This is a genomic window from Streptomyces sp. 1-11, from assembly GCF_007176755.1.
In the GTDB taxonomy this organism is placed as follows: Bacteria; Actinomycetota; Actinomycetes; order Streptomycetales; family Streptomycetaceae; genus Streptomyces.
In genome coordinates this window covers 50,198-71,022 of sequence record NZ_BJTV01000007.1, presented here as the reverse complement: position 1 = coordinate 71,022, position 20,825 = coordinate 50,198, and the positions used below count along the sequence as shown (strand labels likewise).

Here is a 20,825-nt window from a genome sequence, read left to right as displayed (position 1 = left end):
CCCTCGGTTTCGGGCTGCATGCAGAGCGCTCGGAGACCTCGAGTGCGGAAGGTCCTAGCCGGCGGCGCGTTCCAGGTAGGCGTTCACAGCGGTTCGGCTTCGGGACAGGCAGGCGATCTTGTCGTCCAGGGCGCTCAACTCGGCGCGCAGAAGCGCGGCGAACTGATGATCGCACGCGTCGGTCCAGTCGTCAGGCCGGTCCTGGGCGGAGAGCAGGACCTGGATCAGCCTGGTCGGCAGTCCTGACCGGATCAGACTCGCGATGGTCCGGGCACGCTCGATGTCGCTTTCCTGGAAGTAGCGGTAGCCGTTCGCGCCTCGCTCGGAGCGCAGAAGGCCCTGCGCCTCGTAGTAGCGCAGCATCCGCGTAGAGGTCCCCGCGCGTTTCGCCAGCTCACCGATCTTCATGGCCGACCTCATCGGGCTTGACATTGACATTGACGTCAAAGTCTAAGTTCGCGGGCATGACCAGATCAAACAGCTTCCTCGTGCCGCTGCTGGCGCTCAGCGCCGCGACCTTCACGACTGTGAGCGCGGAGATGATGCCGACGGGCGTCCTGGATTCCCTGAGCTCCTCGCTCTCGGTTTCCGGGGCGACTGCCGGCCTGCTGGTGACCGGGTGGGCAGGCACGATCGCCCTGACGAGCATCCCGCTGGTGCGCCTGACCATGCGCTGGCCGCGCAAGTCGGTGGTGCTCGCCAGTCTTCTCGTCATGGCGGCCGCGAACCTCCTGACAGCGCTGGCGCCGACGTACGGCGCGGCACTGGCCGCGAGGATGGTCGCGGCGTCCGCCCACGGCCTGTTCTGGGCCGTGGTGGTCTCCTACGCCGCCTCGCTGGTCACTCCCGACCGGGTCGGGCGTGCTCTGTCGATCGTCCTGGCCGGGCCCACTCTCGCGGGCCTTGTCGGCCTGCCCGTCGGAACCGAGGTGGCACACCGGGTCGGCTGGCGGGTGACCTTCGCCGCACTCGCTGTCGCCTGCATCGCCTGCACGGCCGCGATCGCGGTCCTGGTGCCGGGAATCGACCGCGGGTCGGCCCGGCCAGAGGCCGAGCGATGGGACCGGTCGGCCCGGTCGGTGCTCCTGGTGGCTGGTGGTGGCTTCTTCTCCCTGGTCGGTTACTACGCCGTGTTCACCTTCGTGGTGCCTGTCAGCGACGCAGTCGCCGGGATCGGCGCGGACTCGATGCCGGGGGTGCTGCTCGCGAGTGGGATCGGTGGTCTCGCCGGGGTCCTCGTGGCGGGTCGGATCAGCGATCGCTGGGCCGCCTCCGCGCTGCCGGTCACCGCGCTCGCGCTGGCCGCGTCCCTCGCCGGAATGGGGCTGCGCAGCGGTCCTGACGTCTACGTCGTCATGGTGACGTTGTGGGGCGCGCTGATCGGGGTGCTCCCCGTCGTGCTCCAGGCCCACGTGATGCGGGTGGCCTCCGGAGGATTCCGCAACACCGCGGGCAGCATCCTCGTCACGGTCCTCAACCTGGGCATCGGCGTCGGCGCCGGTCTCGGGAGTCTCCTCTCCACCTTCGCTTCGCTCACCCTCCTGCCCCTGGTCGCCGCGGCAGTCGCCGCCCTCGCGCTCGCCCCGCTCGCCCTGCTCAGGTCAAGTCGGCCGTCCCGCACCGCAGATGCGTCCAAGGCTGTCCGGGGTGACGTCGGTGACGAGGTCTCCGCGTCGGCCTCCGCCCGCAGGCGCGGAAACACTCCGGCACCCGCACAGGAGCTGCCGCCGACCCGCCGAACCACCTGAGCGGGCGGTGAATTCGACGCATCCCGAAGCGACCACCGGTTCGGCGGCGCTCCGGGCAGACCCGCCTGAACGAATCGGCCACGCCCGCGGCGGTACACGTTAGCCACGTGCACATTGACCACCTGCAGGTCGCTTCCCATCCGGGGCCGGGCAGCGCCCTAATCGTGTTGACCGGTCCTAGCAGGCAGTGCTGGAGTCGGCGCGTGGACAGCATCCCCGCCAACCGGCGGCTCTGGAACCGGATCAGCAGCGACTACCAGCACAAGCACGACCCGCAAATAGGCGCCGCACCCCGACTGTGGGGCATGTACTCCATCCCCGACGCCCACCTGCACGCCCTGGGCGACGTCACCGGCAAGCGCGTCCTGGAACTCGGCTGCGGCGCCGGCCAGTGGTCCAGGGCGCTCGCCGCCGAGGGCGCCACCGTGGTCGGGCTCGACCTGTCCGAAGCCCAACTCACCGCGGCCGCAACCGCGATGGGAGCGGCCCGCTACCCGCTGGTGCAAGGCGCCGCCGAACGACTCCCCTTCGCCGCCGACAGCTTCGACGTGGTGTTCTGCGACTTCGGTGGGCTCAGCTGGGCTCCCCCGCACCTGGCCGTGCCCCAGGCCGCACGCGTCCTGCGCCGCGGTGGACGCCTGGTGTTCAACGTCGCCAGCCCGTGGTTCGAAGCCTGTTACGACGAAGCCGCCGGCCGCGTGACCACGACGCTGCAGCAGGACTACTTCGGGCTGGACACCATCGCCGAAGGCGACGGCGCGACCAGCTATCAGCTCACCTACGGCGACTGGGTCAGGGTCCTGCGCGGTGCGGGTTTCGTCATCGACGACCTCATCGAGCCGCGGCCCGAACCCGGAACCCCCAACGGCTACAACGAAACCGAGCCGCCCGACTGGGCACACCGCTGGCCGGCGGAACTGCTCTGGGTGACCCACAAACCGTGAGGCCCGCATCAGCGTCGGCCGGCACGGCCGCCCCTCGGGTGTACGGTCAGCCGCCCTGGCCCGCGCTGCCCACCGGGCCGACCGTCACCTGGGAGGCGGTGTCGTCCGTGACGGGCAGCGTGGCGGCGCCGGGCCACTTGAGGGTGACCGTCCTGGTCTCGTTCGGCGGCGTCACCTGCAGCCCCGTGACGCGGACGCCGGAGCCGCCCGAGTCGTTGGACGGGTAGTGGATGCCGAAGGCGATCGACTGCCCGTTCTTGAGGACCGCCGAGGTGGCCTTCTCCCCCGTGCGCTTCGCGGACAACGAGCCCTCCTTCAGCTTCAGGTCGACGCCCGCGTACCCCGAGATCGTGCAGTCGTGGCCGCCGTGGTTCCTCATCGTCACCGCGACGGTGCGGTCGGGGTCGCCGTCGACGGTGCTGTCCACCGCCGTGATCTCCAGCTCGTCGGTACGGCACCTGGCGGCCTTGCCGGTCCCGCCTGCCGCACCGGAGCCGCTGCTCGCGGCCGTGCCCTGCGCGGAGGCGCTCTCGCCCGCTGAGCCCTTCCCGGCGCTGTCGGAGTCCTGCGCGCCGCCGCCCTGACCGGAGCCGCCGTCCGCGCCCTTGCCGCCGTCCGGGGAGGAAGCGGTGGACGCGGCCGACGGGTCGCTCTGTCCCGTCGTGCCGCCGTCGTCGCTCTGACAGGCGGTGAGCGAGAGGCTCGCGGCGACGGCCAGAGCGGCGAGGGTGAGCTTGTGAACGCGCATCGTCTTTTTCCTCGGATCGGTTGTGGGGACCGGCCGCTCGGTACCGTCCTGCACGCCTCCACACGAGTCGGTGGAGGTTGGTACCGGCGAGCGTTTCTGACCAAGAGGACCGGCCAGTCACGGCGAGCCGTTCCCCCGACCGCCCGCTGGGTACATGCCTGTTACACGCCTCGTGACAGACCGCGCGCCACCACCGGCCGCGCCCCTTTCCACCCGTCGAAGGCCGGCGCCCGCTGGGACGAACCCGTGACTCGGTGGATCTTGACTGGTCTTCCGGACGGCAGCCACGTTCGGCGTCTGCCCGAGCGACCCGCTCATGTCTCATACCGCTCATGTACTGGGGCACAGAACGAAGAGCGGGAAGGCCCGGCGGCTGGGCCGGTCACCGATCTCCGCAAGCGCTGCGCGGATCTCGCGCAGGTGGTCGACGGTCATCTGCAGCGGGGGCTCATCGGGCTGATAGACGGTGCGGATCGGATAGTCCACACCAGGTTCCCGGGACATTTCGATGTGGCAGCCGAGCACATGGGTGACCGTCCGGTGGTCGCAGAAGTCGATCAGGCGATCGATCGTCCTGATGAATGCCTGCCAGTCCTGGATGTAGAGCCGGCCGGGATAGACCGTGTCACCGGTGAGGAGGAACCCGGTCCACGGATCGTAGAACGTCACCGCCGCTTCGTGGTGGCCCGGGGTCGCCAGGCACTCCAGCACCCGCCCCCCGAGGTCGACCCGCGCCACGGCATCAGGATCGGTGGCGAATCCGAGAAACGGCCAGGCGGCGGCCGGGTCCGCACTGACCACCGTGGTGTCGGGACGATCGGTGAACTGGCCGTCGCCCGCGACATGATCACCGTGCGGGTGGGTGTGCAGCACCAGCAGTTGGTATGCGCGTCGAGGGTGGCGCGCGAGCCAGGACTCCATCAGCCCGTCGACCACCTGGCGGAGAGGGAAGAACTCGGCGGACGCGGTGGCGCCGGTGTTGATCAGCACCGCCTGCTCATTGCCGAACAGCAGGAACAGGAACGGCGCCTCGTAGTCGATGGCCATGTTCTGCCGCAGGATGAACGTGTGCTCGTCATAGCTGTGGACCTGGATGTCCGGGTCGGTGTTGTGCTTGGCCGACGGCGAGCCGTGGATCCACCGGACATCCAGCGCGCGGGGCCTGGGAGTCGCTCCGGTGAAGTCGATCAGGGAGGTGCCGAGACCCATGACGTCTCCTCGAGTGCGTCGTCTTGGCGGGCCGGGTACGGCGCACATCTCGTCCGGGGCAGGCACATATGAGCCTCCGCGACGACGGTAACACGCGCACCGGGGCCGGTCGGATGCCCGACCGACCCCGGACTGAAGCCCCTGATCACCGGTCTCCCAAGGCGACACGTGGGTGACAGGTTCGGCCTCTTCGGGCACGCCGACCCAGATCCGCGTGCCGCGTGACGCGTCAGCGGTGACTCAGAACGTTCGCGCATTCGCACGCGTCTTCGCGGCACGACCGGGGCATGTCCGCCGAGACGTGATCAGCCGGTTGTCAGGGCGGTGTCGTCCACGACGAAGTCGGTCGCGAGGTAGGCGTCCTCGACGCCGGTGAACTTCAGGGTGACCGTCTGGCCCGCCAGCGAGGACAGGTCGAAGGACTTCTGGCTGTACCCGGAGGCCGCGTTGGCGTTCGAGTACGTCGCGAGGGTCTTCGAACCAGCGGTCACCGTCAGCTTGTCGTACACGGTGCTGCCGCTCTCCGCGGTGTCGATGTGCAGGTAGAAGGTCAGGGTCGCCTTGCAGCCCGCGGGGATCGTCACCGTCTGGGAAAGGGTGTCGGTGTGCGCGGAGCCCCAGCCGTTGAGCCAGGCCGTGTAGGAGCCGCCGTGGGCCGGCTCACGGGTGTCGTTGTTGATGACGCCGCTGTTGGTCCAGCCGGTGTTGCCCGACTCGAAGCCGGGGTTGGCGAGTAGTTGCGTCGAGGAGCAACCGCCGCCGCTGGTGCTGACGGTCCAGGTGAAGGCGGCGGTGCCGGTCGCGCCGGTGGCGTCCTTGACCGTGACGGTGGCGCTGTACGTTCCGGCCGTCGTGGGCGTGCCGGAGATCAGGCCGGTGGAGCTGTTGATCGAGAGGCCGGCCGGCAGGCCGGTGGCGCTGTAGGTGAGGGCGCCGCTGTTGCTGCTGGACGCCTGTACCTGGAGGCTGACCGCGGTGCCCACGGCCGACGACTGGTTGCCCGGGCTGGTGACGGTCACGCCGCTGCTGGGCGGGTTGATGTGGCTGCCGACGTTGATGCCGGCGAAGGCGTTGCCCACCCCGGCGTACTCGGCGGAGTTGGTGCCGTACAGCGCGGAAGCCGCGTTGAGAGCTGCGGTGCGGGCACCGGTGTAGTTGGTGCTGGACGTCATGTACGACGTCAGCGCCTTGTACCAGATCTTCAGGGCGGCGTCGCGGCCGATGCCGGCGACGGCGACACCGTCGGAGGTCGGGCTGTTGTAGGTGACCCCGTTGATCGTCTTGGTGCCGCTGCCCTCGGACAGCAGGTAGAACATGTGATTCGCCGGGCCCGAGGAGTAGTGCACGTCCAGGTTGCCGACGCCGGAGTACCAACTGTCGGCGGAACTGCCGTCCTTGCTGGGCTTGTCCATGTAGCGCAGCGGCGAGCCGTCGCCGCGGATGTCGACCTTCTCGCCGATGAGGTAGTCGCCGACGTCGGTGGAGTTGTTCGCGTAGAACTCCACGCCCGTGCCGAAGATGTCGGAGGTCGCCTCGTTCAGACCGCCGGACTCGCCGCTGTAGTTGAGGCCCGCGGTGTTGGAGGTGACACCGTGGCTCATCTCGTGACCGGCCACGTCCAGGGAGGTCAGCGGGTCGTTGTTCCCGGTGCCGTCGCCGTAGGTCATGCAGAAGCAGCTGTCGTCCCAGTACGCGTTGGCGTACGCGTTGCCGTAGTGGACGCGGGAGTAGGCGGCCTTGCCGTCGTTCTTGATGCCGCTGCGCCCGAACGTGTCCTTGTAGAAGTCCCAGGTCTCCTGCGCGCCGTAGGCGGCGTCCGCGCCGGCCGTGGCGGCGGTGGAGTTGGTGCCGTCACCCCAGGTGTCGCTGGTCTGCGAGAAGAGCGTGCCGGTGCCGGAGGTGGCGTGGTTCAGGTTGTACGTCTTGTGCCCGCCGCGTACGCCGTCGGTCAGGGTGTACGCAGAACCCGACTGGGTCGTGGTGAGCGAAACCTGGCCGCTGTAGTGGGTTCTGCCGACGCCGGTCTCGATGGCCTGGTAGCGGTACAGCTCCTTGCCGGTGGTGGCGTCCGTGATGACGTGCAGCCGGCTGGGCGTGCCGTCGTCCTGGAGGCCGCTGACCACCGTCTCCCAGGCGAGCTTCGGGGTGCCGTCGCCGGCCCAGATCACCTTGCGGGCGCTGTCGGCGGCGGGCTGCTTCGCGTCGAGGGCCTTGGCGGTCTTCAGGGCCTTGGTCTCGGCGGCGGACTTGGCGAAGGTCGCGGTGGTGGAGGCGACCTTGACCGTGCGCTTGCTGTTGAACGTGGTGCTCACCGTGCCCTTGGCCACGGAGGCCGGCGGGGTGTGCACCACGAGGTCGCCGCCGAGCACGGGCAGCCCGGCGTAGGTGCGTTCGTAACGCGTGTGCAGCGTGCCGTCGGCATCCTTGACGACGTCCCGGACGACCAGCTTCTCCTTGGCGCCGAGGCCGAGGGAGCGCGCGGTCTCGGCGGTCTTCTGCTGGGCGCTGCTGATCAGCGCCTTGTGCTGCGCCGGGCTGAGCCTGGCCTCCAGCGCGCCGCCGCGCACGGGGCTGAGGTGGTGCGCGGTGGCTCGGTCGGCGGCAGCCGCGGTGCCCGCGAGGGTGCCGGCGACACCCGCCGTCAGCGCGAGCGCCGCGAGGGCGGCCGTGAGTCTGATGGGGTGCACTTCTGCTCCAGATCCGTGAAGGGAGACGGTGGAATGCGCCGAGTATGAGCGTGGGCATGGCAAGAAGGGGACATCCCTTTGCCCATAACACCGGTGTTATGAGCGCCCGCCCCGGTCCCTCCGGGCCGCCTGTCGCCCCCTGCCTATGCTGGTGAAATGCAGCTGGAGTTGAGGCATCTCGAAGCTGTCCGCGCGATAGCGGAAGCGGGCAGCGTGGGGCGTGCGGCGGTTCGGCTCGGGGTGTCCCAGCCGGCCCTGTCCGCGCAGCTACGCCGTATCGAACAGGTCACGGGTGGCGAGCTGTTCGTGCGCGGCAGGCTCGGCGTGGAGCCCACCCCGCTGGGCGAGTTCGTGCTGTCCGTGGCGCGCCGGGTGCTCGGCGAGATGGACGCCCTGGCGGCCGGCACGCGAGCCGCCGCACCGCATCCGACACTGCGGCTCGGCTGCATCATGCTCGTCCTGGTGGACCGGCTGTTCGGGCGCTTGGAGGAGGAACTGCCCGGCCACGAGATCGACATCACCACCGAGCACTCGGCGACCACGCTGACCCGCATGCTCAGTGCCGGAAAGTACGACGCGATTCTGTATGGAGAGGTCGGCGGCCACGAAGTGCCGCTCCCCGACGGCGTGACGGCCCGCACCCTCATCCCGAAGGAACCCGCCTGCGTGCGCCTGTCGGCCACCCACCCCCTGGCCGGGCAGGAGGAGATCGATCTCGCCGACCTGGCGGGCGAAACCTGGACGGCGCTGACCGACGACGACGACGGCGGCCCGGAGGCCATGACCGACGTCTGCCTCCAGGCCGGATTCACGCCGAAACTGCGCTACCGGATCGCCGACCGCAAGATGCGCTGGGAACTGATCGCCGCCGGACGGGCCATCTCCATGTGCCAGCCCACCTCTCCACATGTCGAGGGAACGGTCCTGCGCCCGCTGGCCGGCGACCCGCTCACCGAACGCATTCGGATCGCCTGGAACCGGGCCGCGGTCACGGAGCAGCGTGCCGGCCTGCTGTACCGGGCCGCGGCCCGCGCATACCTCGACAGCATCCCCGACAGCACCTTCTACCGCGCCTGGTGGGAGTCCCGCCCGGAGCTGCACCCGGTCCTCGACTGAGCGCATCTGAGCGGAACCGACGGGAGACGGCCCGGGTGCGCGGCACGCAGCCTGCGTCCAGCGGGCCTACGCCTTGCGGGAAGCGGGGTTTCCGGTGAGCCGGCCGGCGTCGGTGGCGGCGCAGTTGACCAGGAGCCGCAGGAGGTCGTGGTCGGGTGTGCCGGGGGCGGCGCTGTAGGCGGTGAGGGTGAGCCCTGGCTGGGCGGGGAGTTCCATGGCGTCGAAGTCGAGGGTGATGACTCCGACGGCGGGGTGGCAGAACGACTTTCGGCCGGTGTGGTGCAGGCGGACGTTGTGCTTGGCCCAGGCGGTGCGGAACTCTTCGCTGCGGGTGACGAGTTCACCGATCAGGCCGGTCAGCTCGGTGTCGTGGGGGGCGCGTCCGGCTTCCGTTCGCAGCAGAGCGACCGTGGTGTTCACGGACTCCTCCCACTGGGGGAAGAAGTCGCGGCCTCCTGGCAGCAGGAACTGTGAGCGGGCGATGTTGGTCGTCCGCGCCTGCGCGTTCGGGAACAAGGGCGCGTACAGGGCGCGGCCGAGGGCGTTGGTGGCGAGGATGTCCAGTCGGCCGTTGCGGATGAAGGCCGGTGAGTCGGTCATCGAACGCAGGACCCGCAGGACGCTGTCGGGCAGCGGCCCGCGGGGGCGGCGGGTGCGACGGGCCGGCCGTCTGGCGGCCGCGCGGGCCAGATCGAAAAGGTGAGCGCGTTCGGCGTCGTCAAGCTGCAGGGCGTTCGCGACGGCGTCCAGGACTTCCTCGGAGGCGCCGGCGATGTGGCCGCGTTCCAGGCGGACGTAGTAGTCGATGCTGACGCCGGCGAGCAGGGCGACCTCTTCGCGTCGCAGACCGGGCACGCGCCGGTTGCCGCCGTAGGCGGGCAGACCCGCCCGCTGCGGTGTGATCTTGGCGCGGCGTGAGGCCAGGAACTCGCGGACATCACTCTCGGTACTCACACCTTCCAGGCTAGGGCGGTCGCTGCCCGCGTGGGGGGTCCTGTCAGTACCTGTAACGGCAGACCCTTCTCCACATCTGTGAGCTGCGGTTTCCTCGACATCAGCACGCCGCGCCCGCTCCGGGCAGCCGGCCCGGGTACCCGGAGCGGCGGCTGCCGGATCCTCGGCTTCGCTCCACAGTGAGTCGTGTGGCCGGCGAGCAGTCTTTCGATCAAGGAGTTGTCTGTCATGACGAAGCAGTCCGCGCCCCAGGAGCTGGCCGGCATCGCGCCGAAGCTGGTCGAGGTCACCGATGACGTGCTGTTCGCGGACGTGTGGGAGCGCCCGGGGCTCGCTCCGCGGGACCGCAGCCTGGTCACGGTCAGCGTGCTGGCCGCCCTGTACCGCAGCGAGCAGCTGCCCTACCACCTGGGCGTAGCGCTGGACAACGGACTCACCGTGGAGGAGCTGTCCGAGGCGATCACGCACCTGGCCTTCTACGCCGGATGGCCCAACGCCATGACCGCGGTCACCCAGCTGAAGAAGATCGCGGAAGAGCGTTCCGCCTGAGCACCGCGTGAGGCGCAACGATGCCCCGCACGGTCTGCGGGGCGGATCGGATCAAAGGAGAGAACGAGATGGCTGCCGACGAATTCGACCAGATCTTCCCGCTGGGGGAAAAGAACGACTCCTTCGCGCAGTACTTCACCGGCCAGAGCTACCTGGCTCCGCTCGCCTCGGGGAGCGTCCCCGTCAGCAACGTCTCCTTCGAGCCGGGCTGCCGCAACAACTGGCACGTCCACCACGGCACGGCCGGCGGCGGTGACCAGATTCTGATGTGCACGGCGGGCAGCGGCTGGTACCAGGCCGAGGGCGAGGATGCCGTCAGCATGGAGCCGGGAACGGTGGTCCGCGTTCCGGCGGGCACCAAGCACTGGCACGGCGCGAAGGCCGACTCGTGGTTCTCCCACGTCGCCTTCATCACGCCGGGCGAGGACGTCAGCAACGAGTGGCTGGAGCCGGTCACCGACGAGGTGTACGGGCGGCTGCCGCCGAACGGCGCGAACGCATGACCGTCCTGGACGAGACCCGCACGCCGGCAGGCGGCGGCGAGGATGGCCGAAAAGAGGCACGCGGCTTCGATTGGCGAGTTTTCTGTGAGCGCCTGAGCGCGTTTATTGTGCGAGCCATCTGAGATATTCTGTAGAAATACGGTGCACGCAAGCCGAGGCTCAGTCGTTCACGACACCGGCCGTCATCGGGCAGTGGTCTCGCCATGATCTGGGAAATACTTGCCCTGGGTTTTGTACTCAGTTTCGATAATTTCCGGGTATCGATCGCACTCGGCACGGTCCCCTTCGGTTTCCGGCGCGCGGTGCAGGTCGCGCTGACCTTCGGACTGTGGGACGCGGTCATGCCCCTGGTCGGGTTGTTGATCGGTCACGAGATCGGGGAGTCCATCGGGGACGTCGCCGATGTGGTGGGCGCCGCCGCGCTCGGCGGATACGGCCTCTACCTCGTCATCTCGTCCCTCCGGCGCCCGGAGCCGGAGGAGTTGGACCAGCCGTGGGCGTTGTTCGGCATACCGCTGACGTTGAGCCTGGACAACTTGCTGGCCGGGGCGAGCCTGGGGGTCCTCGGGCTCTCGCCGTGGTTCTCGGCCGCCGCCTTCGGCGTGACGACAGCGGTGATGTCGCTGGTCGGGCTACAGCTCGGGCGGGCCGCCGCGCGCCTCGTACGGATCCGCTCGGACCTGCTGAGCGGGGTCACCTTGATCATCGCCGCCGCGGCGCTGCCGTTGTGGTTCGGCGGCTGACCCGTTCCGCCGGGAGGCAGCCGCGACAGACGGCAGACCGGGGCGGTGCGGACGGGGGACCAGCGGAGGACCGTCGTCCCGCGAGTCGGCGTTGGCGGCCTCGACCGCCCGGGCGACCAGGCCGTGGTCGGGCGACAGATGACAGACCGGGTCGGTGCGGCCGGCGTCGCCGGTGAGCAGGAACGCCTGGCAGCGGCACCCGCCGAAGTCCACTTCCCGCCGGGGACAGCTCCGGCAGGGTTCCGGCATCCAGTCGGTCCCGCGGAACGCGGTCATCACAGGGGCCTCGGCCCAGATCCGCTCCAGCGGCTCCTCCCGCACGTTGGCCCGCGGCAACGGCAGGGACTGGGCGGCCGGGCAGGGCAGGACGTCGCCGTTCGGCGTCACCGTCAGTGCCCGGGAGGCCCAGCCGCCCATGCAGGGCTTCGGATAGCGGCTGTAGTAGTCGGGGATGACGTAGATGATGTCCATACGGTCCCGCAACCGCTCGCCGGCGGCCCGTACGACGGCCTCGGCCGCTTCGAGCTGTGCCCGGCTCGGCAGCAGCGCGGCACGGTTGCGCCAGGCCCAGCCGTAGTACTGGGTGTTGGCCAGCTCCAGCCGGTCCGCCCCCACCTTCTCGGCGAGAGCGAGCACGTCGGCGACGCGGTCGATGTTGTGCCGGTGCAGCACCACGTTCACGGTGAGCGGCCAGCCCAGCTCCTTGACCAGACCCATCGCCTCCACCTTGCGCCGGAAGGACGGGATCCCGGCGATCCGGTCGGAGGCGGCCGGTTCGTCGGCCTGGATGCTGACCTGCACGTGGTCAAGGCCGGCGGCCCGCAACTGCTCGGCCCTCGGACGTGAGAAGCCGAGGGCGCTGGTGATGAGGTTGGTGTAGAGGCCGAGGGTGTGGGCGTGCGCCGCGAGTTCCACCAGGTCGTGCCGGAGCAGCGGTTCCCCGCCGGACAGATGGCACTGCAGAACTCCCAGATCCGCGGCCTCGGTCAGCACCCGCAGCCACTCGCCGGTGGTCAGCTCCTGCCGGTAGTCGGCCAGGTTCAGCGGGTTCGAGCAGTACGGGCAGGCCAGCGGGCAGCGGTAGGTGAGCTCGGCGAGCAGCCCGAACGGGCTATCCATCGCTGAGCTCCACCCAGCGCCGGGCGACGAGCCGGGCCAGGAACTGCCGGACCTCGTCCTCGGGGACGGTTTCGTAGCGCGCCCCCAGCCGGGCCACGATCTCGGCCACGGTGTTCCGTCCGTCGCACAGCTCCAGGATGGCCGCGCCGCTGGCGTTCAGGACCACCACCGTCTCGGGGTGCAGCAGGACCTTGCGCTGCCTGGTCCGGCAGAAGGCGACCCGGACGTGGGCCGCCAGCCGGGGCCGGTCCGAGCCGGACACCCCGGCGCCGGGCCGGGTCATGGCGCTGGTCTGGGTCGTTCCGGTTCGGGTCGGGTCCATGGGGGTCACTCCCGGTAGGCCTGGTCGATGGCGTCCATCAGGCTCCACAGGACGTCGCACTTGAACGACAGCGCGTCGACGGCGCGCGCCTGGGACTCGGCGGAGAGGCAGTGCGCGGTGACCACCTCCAGGGCGTGTTCGCAGTCGCGGGGGGCCTGTTGCAGGCGGGCGCGGAAGTAGGCGAGGCCCTCGGGGGCGATCCACGGGTACCACCGCTCGAACGCGGCGAGCCGCGCCGCCATCAGGTCGGGCGCGAACAGCTCGGTCAGCGAGGACGCCACCGCTTCCACCCACGGGCGGGTCCGGGCGAAGTTCACGTAGGCGTCGACGGCGAACCGCGCCCCGGGTACCAGGTGCCGGTGGTCCTGGACCTCGTCACGGGTCAGCCCGGTGGCCTCGGCGAGGCGCAGCCACGCCTCGATGCCGCCCTCGCCCGCCGCGGTGCCGTCGTGGTCGACGATCCGCCGGATCCAGCGGCGACGGACCCCGAGGTCGGGGCAGTTGGAGAGGATCGCGGCGTCCTTGCGGGGGATGCTCTCCTGGTAGTAGAAGCGGTTGGCCACCCAACCCTGGATCTGCCGGCGGCTCAGCCGGCCGGCGTTCATCCGGACGTGGAACGGGTGCTGGTCGTGGTAGCGCCGCGAGTGGGCCCGCAGCGTGTCCACGAAACCGTCGGCGCCGGTGGTGGCGGTTGTCGTCGTCACGGCTCTACACCTGGACCTCTAGGCCGTCCATGGCCACTTCCATGCCGCTGTCCTCCAACGCGCGCCGCTCGGGCGTGTCCGCCAGGAGAACCGGGTTGGTGTTGTTCATGTGCACGAAGATCGTGCGCCCCACGCTCAGCGACGGCAGCCGCGCCAGGCTGCCGTCCGGGCCCGCCATGGGCAGGTGGCCCATCTCCCGTGACGTCCTGCCGGCCAGGCCGAGCCGTGCGAGTTCGTCGTCGTGCCAGCAGGTCCCGTCGATCAGCAGGCATGCGCAGCCCCGGATCTCCGCACACACGTCCTCCGTCAGCGATTGCACCACCGGCAGGTACACCAGACTTCCCCCGCCGCGCTCGTCGGTCAGCCGGTAGCCCACGACGCGGCCGCCGTCCAGCCCGGCTTCGAACCGGTCGCGCTTGGTGGTGGGTACGTCGAACGCCCGGCAGGACAGCCCGTCCGCCAGGGCCAGGCCGGTGCCGGGGGCCACGGCCCGCCACTCGACCGGGCAGTAGCGCTCGAGTGTGCGCAGGATTCCCGAGCCGTCGGTCAGGGTCTTGTGCACCGTCGCCGTGGCGTACAGCCGCAGCGCGCGGGCCTGGCGCAGCAGGAGCAGACCCAGCGTGTGGTCCAGCTCGGCGTCGGTGAGCAGCACCGCCTCCAGCGGCGTCGTCCGGTCGTCGTACGGGTGCAGCCCGGGGAAGGCCTCGATCTGGGCGGGGACGTCGGGCGAGGCGTTGACGAGGAACCACCGGCGGCCGTCGGCGCTGACCGCCACCGACGACTGGGTGCGCGCCATGCCTGGACGGGAGCGGACCGCGGCGCACACCGGGCAGCCGCAGTTCCACTGCGGGGAGCCGCCTCCCGCCGCCGAGCCCAGCACTCGCAGCAACACGTCGGCACTCCCTTCGTCGTCGCCCGCGGACCCGGGTCCGTCCCGACACTCCCGGGGGCCCGGGTTCCTTCCGACACGGCCGTCCGTGGCCCTTCCGGGCCGCCGGGCGGCGCCGGAACGGGCCCGGCGCCGCCCCGCATCCGCGATTCGCTACTCCTCCAACCGAGCGAGGTACATGGTCACCTCGGCCGCGACCGCTATCTCGTCGAAGTCGGGCGTCTCCCACACAGCGAGCTGGGACTCCATGGATTCACCTCCTCTCTGCCGGGATCACGGCAGGCTCCGGTCACGCGCTACATCGGTTCCGGGAGGGCGAAGACGATCAGGGCGCTTCCGTGCCCCGCGCCCAGCATGCCGGGGAGGAATCCCTCGGCCCATCCGCCCCAGCCGACCGGCACGGCCACGTACTGCCTGCCTTCGACCATGTAGGTGGTCGGGCTGCTGTGGTGGCCGCTTCCGCACTGGAACTGCCACAGCAGTTCCCCGGTGCGGGCGTCGAGCGCGTTGAACTCCCCGGAGGCCTCGCCGGCGAACACCAGGTCGCCGCCGGTGGCCAGCGTCGAGGCGCACATCGGGAGTTCGTTGCGCCAGCGCCACTTCTCGTCGCCGCTCGCGTCGAACGCGCTGACGGACCCTGCCATGTCCTCGATGTCCACCTGAACACCGGCGCCCCAGTAGGGGATGCTCTCCTTGAACTCCCGGCGCCGCCGGGTGGCGGTGGCACCGGTGTCCTGGACGGGGACGTAGAAGAGGCCGGTCTTCGGGCTGTAGGACGCGTGGGTCCATTCCTTGGCGCCGGCCGGACCCGGGTAGAAGTGGACCGGTTCTCCTTCCTTGTCCGGGTACACCTTGGCCGTCACCTGTCCGTCCCTCGTGATCGCCCCCCAGGTGATGCGGTCGACGAAGGGGGTGATCCCGACCCTGGCGCCGTTCGTGCGGTCGAGGACGAAGAAGTAGCCGTTCTTGTCGAAGTGGCCGAGCAGTTTGCGCCCGTCCTGCTCGAAGAGGATGCACTCGCCGATGCTGTCGTAGTCCCACAGGTCGTGCGGGGTGCACTGGTAGTGCCAGCGGATCTGACCGCTGTCCACGTCCACGGCGATGATGCTGTCGGTGAAGAGGTTGTCGCCCTCGCGGACCGCTCCGTCGAAGTCGGGCGCGGGGTTGCCGGTGCCCACGTACAGCAGGTTCGTCTCCGGGTCGAAGGTGCCGGTGATCCAGCAGTTCGCCCCGCCCCGCGCCCAGGCCTCGCCGTCGGCGGGCCAGGTGTCCGAGCCGGGCTCGCCGGGCTTGGGCACCGTGTAGCACCGCCACTGGTGCTCGCCGGTCTCGAGGTCGAACGCGTCGAGGTGGCCCCGCACGCCGAACTCGCCGCCGGAACTGCCGACGATGAGCATGTTCTTCACGACCAGCGGGGCGAGCGTGGCGCTCTCCCCGGCCCGGACGTCTCCGTAGGTCTTGTCCCAGACCCGCTTGCCGGTGGTGGCGTCGAGCGCGAGGACACGGGCGTTGGCCGTGACGAAGAAGACCTTTCCCCGGGCCACGGCGACCCCGCGGTTCACGTTCCCGCAGCACAAGGACACGTCGAAGGGGACGGCGTGCTTGTACCGCCAGATCTCCACACCCGTCTTCGCGTCCAGGGCCCAGACCCAGCCGTCCCAGCCGGAGAGGAACATGACCCCGTCGACGACGATCGGGGCGGCCTCGAAGGAGTAGGTCGACGCGCCCGCGATCAGACCGGTCGTGCCGGCCTGAAAGACCCATGCCGGGACGAGGCGTTTGACGTTCTCCGTGTTGATCTGGTCCAGCGGGCTGTACCGCTGCCCGTCGTAGGCGCCGTAGTAGGTGAGCCAGTTGTGGGGCTCCTCGCGGGCGTTGAGTATCCGCTCGTAGTCGACGCCGGCCACCACCGGCGGCGCGACGTCCCCGCCGGCGACCTTGCCGCTCAGGAGGCCCTGATCGACGGCCTCACCCGCGTCGACGTAATCGGCGTAGTCGACGGTCATTTCGTCCACCTCCTGCTTCGGCTCAGGGCTGTGGCTGTTCGGGACGGTCCAGGCGAGCCTCCGGCGGGGCGTCCCCCAGCACCACGATGGATCCGGTGAGCCCCCGGCCCTCGTCGTTGCCCGTGGGCGAGGCGAACCAGTAGTAGCCCGGGCCGTCGAGGTTGAGGTGCGCGTGTCCGTGCGAATGGTTCACCAGCCAGATGAACTTCCTGTCGCCGTTGCTCGGCAGAAGGGCGCAGTGCGTGTTCAGGTCGTCGTTGACGAGCTCCAGCTCGATGTCGCCTCCATGGGGCATGACCAGAATGGAAGGATCCCAGGTCAGCTCGTCCGGGTTGATGCGAATCGTGGCCTTCATGCTGCCGTCCGGCTGCTCGGCGGCCTGCCCGATGCTCCCGGTTCCCAGCACCTGACCCAGCGCCGCTTTGTTCTGTGCGGCCAACCCGAGCTTGTCCAGCAGGTCGGCTCGCTCCTGCGCGATTGTCATCGGGGTTTCTCTCCCCTCATTCCAATTCTGTGGCCATTCCGCATCGGCCGCACCGAAGCCGGCACACGGCGGCCTTTTGCAGGCACCTCGTAATTTCCCTTTCGGCATCGCCCGGGGCGCGACCGAAATCGGTACCCGAGGAGCGCACCGCACCGAATGGACGGCACCGGAAAGGGCGCGATATCGGTGGTCGCGAATCACGCTACGCCGGACGGATCACACCGACAAGGCGAGTCCTGATGCGGGCGGGACCATACCGTTCGTCCGCGACCGTCCGCCGTTCACAGCCGATGTGCCACCGTTCGGCGCGGCCGGGCCCGTACCGCGGCACGCCGGTCAGACGAGGTCGTACCGGTCGAGGTTCATGACCTTGGCCCACGCGGCGACGAAGTCGCGCACGAACCTCTCCCCCGCGTCGTCGCTCGCGTAGACCTCCGCGACGGCGCGCAGCTCGGAGTCCGAGCCGAAGACGAGATCGACACGGCTGCCGGTCCACCGGACCTCGCCGGTGGCGCGGTCGCGCCCCTCGAAGGTCTCCGCGGCCGCGGACGTCGGCCTCCATTCCGTGCCCGTGTCGAGCAGATTCACGAAGAAGTCGTTGGTCAGCGATCCGGGCGCCGAGGTGAAGACCCCCAGCGGCGACTGCCGGTGGTTGGCGCCCAGCACCCGCAGGCCACCCACGAGGACGGTCATCTCGGGCGCGCTCAGGCCCAGCAGGTTCGCCCGGTCGACCAGCAGGTGCTCCGGCGCCGGCCGGCCGCCCTTGCCGCGGTAGTTGCGGAATCCGTCCGCGGCCGGCTCGAGGGGGGCGAAGGACTCCACGTCGGTCCACTCCTGCCCGGCGTCCGTGCGTCCCGGACTGAACGGGACCTGCACGTCGTGGCCGGCGTTCCTGGCGGCCTGCTCCACGGCGGCGGCTCCGCCGAGCACGATGAGGTCGGCCAGCGAGATCTTCCCGTCCCCGGTCCCCGAGTGGTTGAAGGACTCCTGGATGCCCTCCAGGGTATGCAGCACCTGTGCCAGCGTGTCGGGATCGTTGACCTCCCAGCCCCGCTGCGGCTCCAGGCGGATGCGCGCGCCGTTCGCCCCGCCGCGCCTGTCACTGACGCGGAACGTCGAGGCCGACGCCCACGCGGTCGAGACGAGCTGCGGTACGGACAGCCCGGAGGCGAGGACCTGCCTCTTGAGCGCGGCGATGTCCGCCGCCCCGACCAGCGCGTGGTCCACGGCGGGGACCGGGTCCTGCCAGAGCAGCCTCTCCCGGGGAACCAGCGGCCCGAGGTAGCGCTGGATCGGGCCCATGTCGAGGTGCGTCAGCTTGAACCAGACCCGGGCGAAGGCATCCGCCAGCTGATCGGGGTTCTCCAGGAAGCGGCGCGCGATCGGCTCGTAGACGGGGTCCGTCCGCAGCGCGAGGTCGGTCGTCAGAATCGTCGGCGCGTGTGTCCTCGTCGGATCGTGGGGGTCCGGCACGGTGCCGGCCCCGCCGCCGTCCCTCGTGGTCCACTGCCACAGACCGGCGGGGCTCAGCTCCAGGTCCCACTCGTAGCCGAACAGGGTCTCGAAGTAGCTGTTGTCCCATTGCGTCGGGGTGGGTGTCCACGTGCCCTCGAGCCCGCTGGAGATGGCGTCCGCGCCCTTTCCGGTGCGGTAGCTGCTCTTCCAGCCCAGGCCCTGCTGCTCGAGGGGGGCGCCCTCCGGTTCGGGGCCGAGGTGGGCGGCCGGGTCGGCCGCGCCGTGGGTCTTGCCGAACGTGTGGCCTCCCGCGATCAGCGCGACGGTTTCCTCGTCGTTCATCCCCATGCGCCGGAACGTGTCACGGATGTCCCGGGCCGAGGTGAGCGGGTCAGGGACGGTGTTCGGTCCCTCGGGGTTGACGTATATGAGGCCCATCTGGTCGGCGGCCAGGGGGCTCTCCAGCTCCCGGACGCCGCCGTGGCGTTCGTCGCCGAGCCAGGCCTGCTCGGGACCCCAGTAGACGTCCTCGCCCGGCCCCCAGACGTCCGCCCGGCCGCCGGCGAAGCCGAAGGTGGTGAGGCCCATCGTCTCCAGGGCCCGGTTGCCCGCGAAGATCATCAGATCGGCCCAGGAGATCTTGCGGCCGTACTTCTTCTTCACCGGCCAGAGCAGCCGGCGCGCCTTGTCGAGGTTGCGGTTGTCCGGCCAGCTGTTCAGCGGCGCGAACCGCTGCATGCCGTCTCCCGCGCCGCCACGCCCGTCGGCGACGCGGTACGTGCCCGCGCTGTGCCACACCATCCGGATCATGAGCGGTCCGTAGTGACCGAAGTCGGCCGGCCACCACTCCTGCGACGTCGTGAGCGTTTCGTCGACGTCCCGCGCAAGGGCGTCGAGGTCGAGCGTCCGGAACTCCGCGGCATAGTCGAAGTCGTCGCCCATGGGGTCGGCCTCGGCGGGACGGTTCTTGAGAATCCCCAGGTCGAGCCGGTCCGGCCACCAGTCGCGGTTGCTCGCGCCCCTTGTCGCGTGACCGCGCGGCCCGGCCGGTACGGAGAGGCCGAGGCCGTCCACGCCGCCGGCGTTGTGCACGCCGGCGCCGGCGTCCGGACTGTCAGACACGGGACCCTTCCTTCCGTGAACTCAGGTCGCGCCGGGGCACTCAGATGTCCAGCGCGCGACGCACCGCCGCCGTGTGCCGCCGGGACACCGGCACCGTCTCGTTCGCCCGCTCGTCCATGACCAGGGACAGCTCGCCCTTCACACCGCGCTCGATCTCCCTGATGCGGCTGAGGTTGACCACATACCGGCGGTGCACCCGCAGGAAGCCCACGTCCGCCAGCTCACCTTCGAGTTTGTCCAGACTCACGGAGGCGGCTCGCAGTCGCCCCTGATCGGTGGACAGCCATACGTCGTTCCCCTGCGACTCGGCGACGGACACCTCCTGCGGTCGCAACAGCACCAGCCGGTTGTCCCGCGTCGCGACCAGCCGGCGCGGCTGCGCCCGCAGGTGCGCAGCCCCCTCCGGCTGGGGCAGCCGCGCCCCGTCGGAGGAGCCGAAGAACACCAGGTGGCCGATCAGGCGGCCGGACGAGAAGACCGGTCGGATGCTGATCGAGGTCGGCTCGTCGGCGAGGTGGGCGAAGATCTGCGTCGAGCCGACCCAGTCGGGATTGTGGGCCGCCTGTCTCGTAGCGTACCGGGCCGCGGTGATCAGTTCGGGCAACCCGGGGTTCCACCGCAGCGTGGGGTCGACCGCCGGGGTGCACGCCGGAACGCCCAGGAGCACGCTCGCCATGTCGTCGGCGATGACCACCTGGCCCGCGGTGTCCACCACGGCGAGTGCCGCACCGGAGTGTGCCCTGGCCTGGGCGTAGGCCGCGACCAACTCGGCACCGCTGTCCCGGGCGCGCCTCTTCAGGGGGCACTGGGTCATGGTGGCCGCGTTCGCCAGCCAGCTCTCCGTGGACGCGGGCAGCCGGCTGCGCCAGCGGCAGACGGTCAGGACCGCGATCGGTTCTCTGGTGACCACGTCGCGCACCGCGATGCCGGCACAGACCCAGTCGTGGAGCGTCTGGCACCAGTGCTCCGCACCCCTGATCAGCACCGGGCCGTGCGCTTCGAGCGCCGTGCCCATGGCGTTGGTGCCGACCGCGCACTCCGACCAGCAGAACCAGGGCGCCAGACGGGGGTCGACGGCTCTGGCGAGCGTCGCTTGGTCACCCCACTCGGCCAGGATCCGGCCGGTGGCATCGGTGACGGTGACGAGGCCACCGGCGTTGCCCACTTCATGGGCCACGGAGGCGGCACGGAAACCCAGCTCGGCGACGACCACACCGTGCTCGGGCGTATGGTCCGGCTCGGCGACGGCCACCGGGGCCTGGGTGAGGTGAGGATCGACCCTGTACTGCTCTCGGCAGCGATGCCAGGAGATCGCCACCAGGGGCCGGACGTCCGGGACCTCGTCCTCGCCCCGCACGAACCGTTCCCACGCCGCCAGCACGGCGCCGCCGTCCAGGTTCGCCGGGACGGACTCGAGCCGCTGTGGATCGCTCATGGCTCAGAACCGCCCTTGGCCCTTACCCGGCGCAGGACGGCGCGCGGGATGCGGGCGGTTCGCTCGTCGCGGCCGGGCCTACGGCGGA

General features: G+C 70.3%; 20 protein-coding genes and 1 riboswitch. Of the genes, 6 read left to right on the top strand and 14 right to left on the bottom strand.

Annotation, left to right across the window (positions count from 1 at the left end; genetic code table 11):
* Positions 1–54: 54 nt before the first annotated feature.
* Complete coding sequence (locus TNCT1_RS16620) at positions 55–408, bottom strand: MerR family transcriptional regulator (RefSeq protein WP_143632684.1); 354 nt, start codon at positions 406–408, stop codon at positions 55–57.
* 56 nt (positions 409–464) lie between these two features.
* Here TNCT1_RS16620 and TNCT1_RS16615 point away from each other — a divergent pair, with 56 nt between their 5' ends.
* Positions 465–1,748: an MFS transporter gene (locus tag TNCT1_RS16615; protein WP_143632682.1), complete on the top strand. Its 1,284-nt coding sequence runs from the start codon at positions 465–467 to the stop codon at positions 1,746–1,748.
* Positions 1,749–1,951: 203 nt separating this feature from the next.
* Entirely contained in the window at positions 1,952–2,692 is a 741-nt protein-coding gene (locus tag TNCT1_RS16610) for a class I SAM-dependent methyltransferase (RefSeq protein WP_143632680.1), read from the top strand.
* 46 nt (positions 2,693–2,738) lie between these two features.
* Here the strand turns inward: TNCT1_RS16610 and TNCT1_RS16605 are convergent, their stop codons facing one another.
* From TNCT1_RS16605 to TNCT1_RS16595, 3 genes are all read right to left on the bottom strand, one after another.
* A complete protein-coding gene (locus tag TNCT1_RS16605; RefSeq protein ID WP_143632678.1) occupies positions 2,739–3,440 on the bottom strand; it encodes a DUF4232 domain-containing protein in 702 nt (233 codons plus the stop codon).
* A gap of 330 nt (positions 3,441–3,770) precedes the next feature.
* Positions 3,771–4,649: an MBL fold metallo-hydrolase gene (locus TNCT1_RS16600; protein ID WP_143632676.1), complete on the bottom strand. Its 879-nt coding sequence runs from the start codon at positions 4,647–4,649 to the stop codon at positions 3,771–3,773.
* A gap of 12 nt (positions 4,650–4,661) precedes the next feature.
* Positions 4,662–4,729, bottom strand: a riboswitch (guanidine-III (ykkC-III) riboswitch).
* A 225-nt stretch (positions 4,730–4,954) separates the two neighbouring features.
* On the bottom strand, positions 4,955–7,336 hold the full coding sequence (locus TNCT1_RS16595; RefSeq protein ID WP_143632674.1) for a M4 family metallopeptidase: 2,382 nt from the start codon (positions 7,334–7,336) through the stop codon (positions 4,955–4,957).
* A gap of 156 nt (positions 7,337–7,492) precedes the next feature.
* Here TNCT1_RS16595 and TNCT1_RS16590 point away from each other — a divergent pair, with 156 nt between their 5' ends.
* On the top strand, positions 7,493–8,452 hold the full coding sequence (locus TNCT1_RS16590) for a LysR family transcriptional regulator (RefSeq protein WP_143632672.1): 960 nt from the start codon (positions 7,493–7,495) through the stop codon (positions 8,450–8,452).
* A gap of 66 nt (positions 8,453–8,518) precedes the next feature.
* Here the strand turns inward: TNCT1_RS16590 and TNCT1_RS16585 are convergent, their stop codons facing one another.
* Positions 8,519–9,406, bottom strand: coding sequence for a helix-turn-helix transcriptional regulator (locus tag TNCT1_RS16585; RefSeq protein WP_143632670.1), 888 nt, complete (start codon positions 9,404–9,406; stop codon positions 8,519–8,521).
* Positions 9,407–9,634: 228 nt separating this feature from the next.
* Here TNCT1_RS16585 and TNCT1_RS16580 point away from each other — a divergent pair, with 228 nt between their 5' ends.
* The 3 genes from TNCT1_RS16580 to TNCT1_RS16570 all read left to right on the top strand — a co-directional run bounded on the left by TNCT1_RS16580 (position 9,635) and on the right by TNCT1_RS16570 (position 11,201).
* Positions 9,635–9,955, top strand: coding sequence for a carboxymuconolactone decarboxylase family protein (locus TNCT1_RS16580; protein ID WP_143632668.1), 321 nt, complete (start codon positions 9,635–9,637; stop codon positions 9,953–9,955).
* Positions 9,956–10,023: 68 nt separating this feature from the next.
* Positions 10,024–10,458, top strand: coding sequence for a cupin domain-containing protein (locus TNCT1_RS16575; protein ID WP_143632666.1), 435 nt, complete (start codon positions 10,024–10,026; stop codon positions 10,456–10,458).
* 203 nt (positions 10,459–10,661) lie between these two features.
* Positions 10,662–11,201 (top strand): manganese efflux pump, encoded by a 540-nt coding sequence (locus TNCT1_RS16570; protein WP_143632664.1) that lies wholly within the window; start codon positions 10,662–10,664, stop codon positions 11,199–11,201.
* Here the strand turns inward: TNCT1_RS16570 and pqqE are convergent.
* From pqqE to TNCT1_RS16525, 9 genes are all read right to left on the bottom strand, one after another.
* A complete protein-coding gene (gene pqqE / locus TNCT1_RS16565) occupies positions 11,091–12,320 on the bottom strand; it encodes a pyrroloquinoline quinone biosynthesis protein PqqE (RefSeq protein ID WP_235902637.1) in 1,230 nt (409 codons plus the stop codon). The genes TNCT1_RS16570 and pqqE overlap by 111 nt on opposite strands.
* Positions 12,313–12,642 carry a pyrroloquinoline quinone biosynthesis peptide chaperone PqqD gene (gene pqqD, locus TNCT1_RS16560; protein WP_143632662.1) on the bottom strand — a complete coding sequence of 110 codons (330 nt, stop codon included), beginning with the start codon at positions 12,640–12,642 and terminating at the stop codon, positions 12,313–12,315. The genes pqqE and pqqD overlap by 8 nt, the downstream gene beginning before the upstream one ends.
* Before the next feature lie 5 nt (positions 12,643–12,647).
* Positions 12,648–13,346 (bottom strand): pyrroloquinoline-quinone synthase PqqC, encoded by a 699-nt coding sequence (gene pqqC, locus TNCT1_RS16555; protein WP_143632660.1) that lies wholly within the window; start codon positions 13,344–13,346, stop codon positions 12,648–12,650.
* Between the two features lie 4 nt (positions 13,347–13,350).
* A complete protein-coding gene (gene pqqB / locus TNCT1_RS16550; RefSeq protein WP_143632658.1) occupies positions 13,351–14,238 on the bottom strand; it encodes a pyrroloquinoline quinone biosynthesis protein PqqB in 888 nt (295 codons plus the stop codon).
* 150 nt (positions 14,239–14,388) lie between these two features.
* Positions 14,389–14,484, bottom strand: coding sequence for a pyrroloquinoline quinone precursor peptide PqqA (gene pqqA, locus TNCT1_RS16545; RefSeq protein ID WP_143632655.1), 96 nt, complete (start codon positions 14,482–14,484; stop codon positions 14,389–14,391).
* A 47-nt stretch (positions 14,485–14,531) separates the two neighbouring features.
* Complete coding sequence (locus TNCT1_RS16540) at positions 14,532–16,241, bottom strand: PQQ-dependent dehydrogenase, methanol/ethanol family (RefSeq protein ID WP_143632653.1); 1,710 nt, start codon at positions 16,239–16,241, stop codon at positions 14,532–14,534.
* Positions 16,242–16,263: 22 nt separating this feature from the next.
* On the bottom strand, positions 16,264–16,725 hold the full coding sequence (locus TNCT1_RS16535) for an MSMEG_3727 family PQQ-associated protein (RefSeq protein WP_143632651.1): 462 nt from the start codon (positions 16,723–16,725) through the stop codon (positions 16,264–16,266).
* A 336-nt stretch (positions 16,726–17,061) separates the two neighbouring features.
* Positions 17,062–19,254: a catalase/peroxidase HPI gene (katG, locus tag TNCT1_RS16530; RefSeq protein ID WP_143633252.1), complete on the bottom strand. Its 2,193-nt coding sequence runs from the start codon at positions 19,252–19,254 to the stop codon at positions 17,062–17,064.
* An 88-nt stretch (positions 19,255–19,342) separates the two neighbouring features.
* Positions 19,343–20,737, bottom strand: a complete 1,395-nt coding sequence (locus TNCT1_RS16525) for a DNA-binding protein (RefSeq protein WP_143632649.1) — start codon at positions 20,735–20,737, stop codon at positions 19,343–19,345.
* Between the last annotated feature and the right edge of the window lie 88 nt (positions 20,738–20,825).

What these genes read in the sequence shown, in the direction of transcription:
- TNCT1_RS16620 (WP_143632684.1), bottom strand. Translation starts at nt 408, where the DNA reads ATGAAGATCGGTGAGCTGGCGAAACGCGCGGGGACCTCTACGCGGATG.
- TNCT1_RS16615 (WP_143632682.1), top strand. Translation starts at nt 465, where the DNA reads ATGACCAGATCAAACAGCTTCCTCGTGCCGCTGCTGGCGCTCAGCGCC.
- TNCT1_RS16605 (WP_143632678.1), bottom strand. Translation starts at nt 3,440, where the DNA reads ATGCGCGTTCACAAGCTCACCCTCGCCGCTCTGGCCGTCGCCGCGAGC.
- TNCT1_RS16600 (WP_143632676.1), bottom strand. Translation starts at nt 4,649, where the DNA reads ATGGGTCTCGGCACCTCCCTGATCGACTTCACCGGAGCGACTCCCAGG.
- TNCT1_RS16590 (WP_143632672.1), top strand. Translation starts at nt 7,493, where the DNA reads ATGCAGCTGGAGTTGAGGCATCTCGAAGCTGTCCGCGCGATAGCGGAA.
- TNCT1_RS16580 (WP_143632668.1), top strand. Translation starts at nt 9,635, where the DNA reads ATGACGAAGCAGTCCGCGCCCCAGGAGCTGGCCGGCATCGCGCCGAAG.
- TNCT1_RS16575 (WP_143632666.1), top strand. Translation starts at nt 10,024, where the DNA reads ATGGCTGCCGACGAATTCGACCAGATCTTCCCGCTGGGGGAAAAGAAC.
- TNCT1_RS16570 (WP_143632664.1), top strand. Translation starts at nt 10,662, where the DNA reads ATGATCTGGGAAATACTTGCCCTGGGTTTTGTACTCAGTTTCGATAAT.
- pqqE (WP_235902637.1), bottom strand. Translation starts at nt 12,320, where the DNA reads ATGGATAGCCCGTTCGGGCTGCTCGCCGAGCTCACCTACCGCTGCCCG.
- pqqD (WP_143632662.1), bottom strand. Translation starts at nt 12,642, where the DNA reads ATGGACCCGACCCGAACCGGAACGACCCAGACCAGCGCCATGACCCGG.
- pqqA (WP_143632655.1), bottom strand. Translation starts at nt 14,484, where the DNA reads ATGGAGTCCCAGCTCGCTGTGTGGGAGACGCCCGACTTCGACGAGATA.
- TNCT1_RS16540 (WP_143632653.1), bottom strand. Translation starts at nt 16,241, where the DNA reads ATGACCGTCGACTACGCCGATTACGTCGACGCGGGTGAGGCCGTCGAT.
- TNCT1_RS16535 (WP_143632651.1), bottom strand. Translation starts at nt 16,725, where the DNA reads ATGACAATCGCGCAGGAGCGAGCCGACCTGCTGGACAAGCTCGGGTTG.
- TNCT1_RS16525 (WP_143632649.1), bottom strand. Translation starts at nt 20,737, where the DNA reads ATGAGCGATCCACAGCGGCTCGAGTCCGTCCCGGCGAACCTGGACGGC.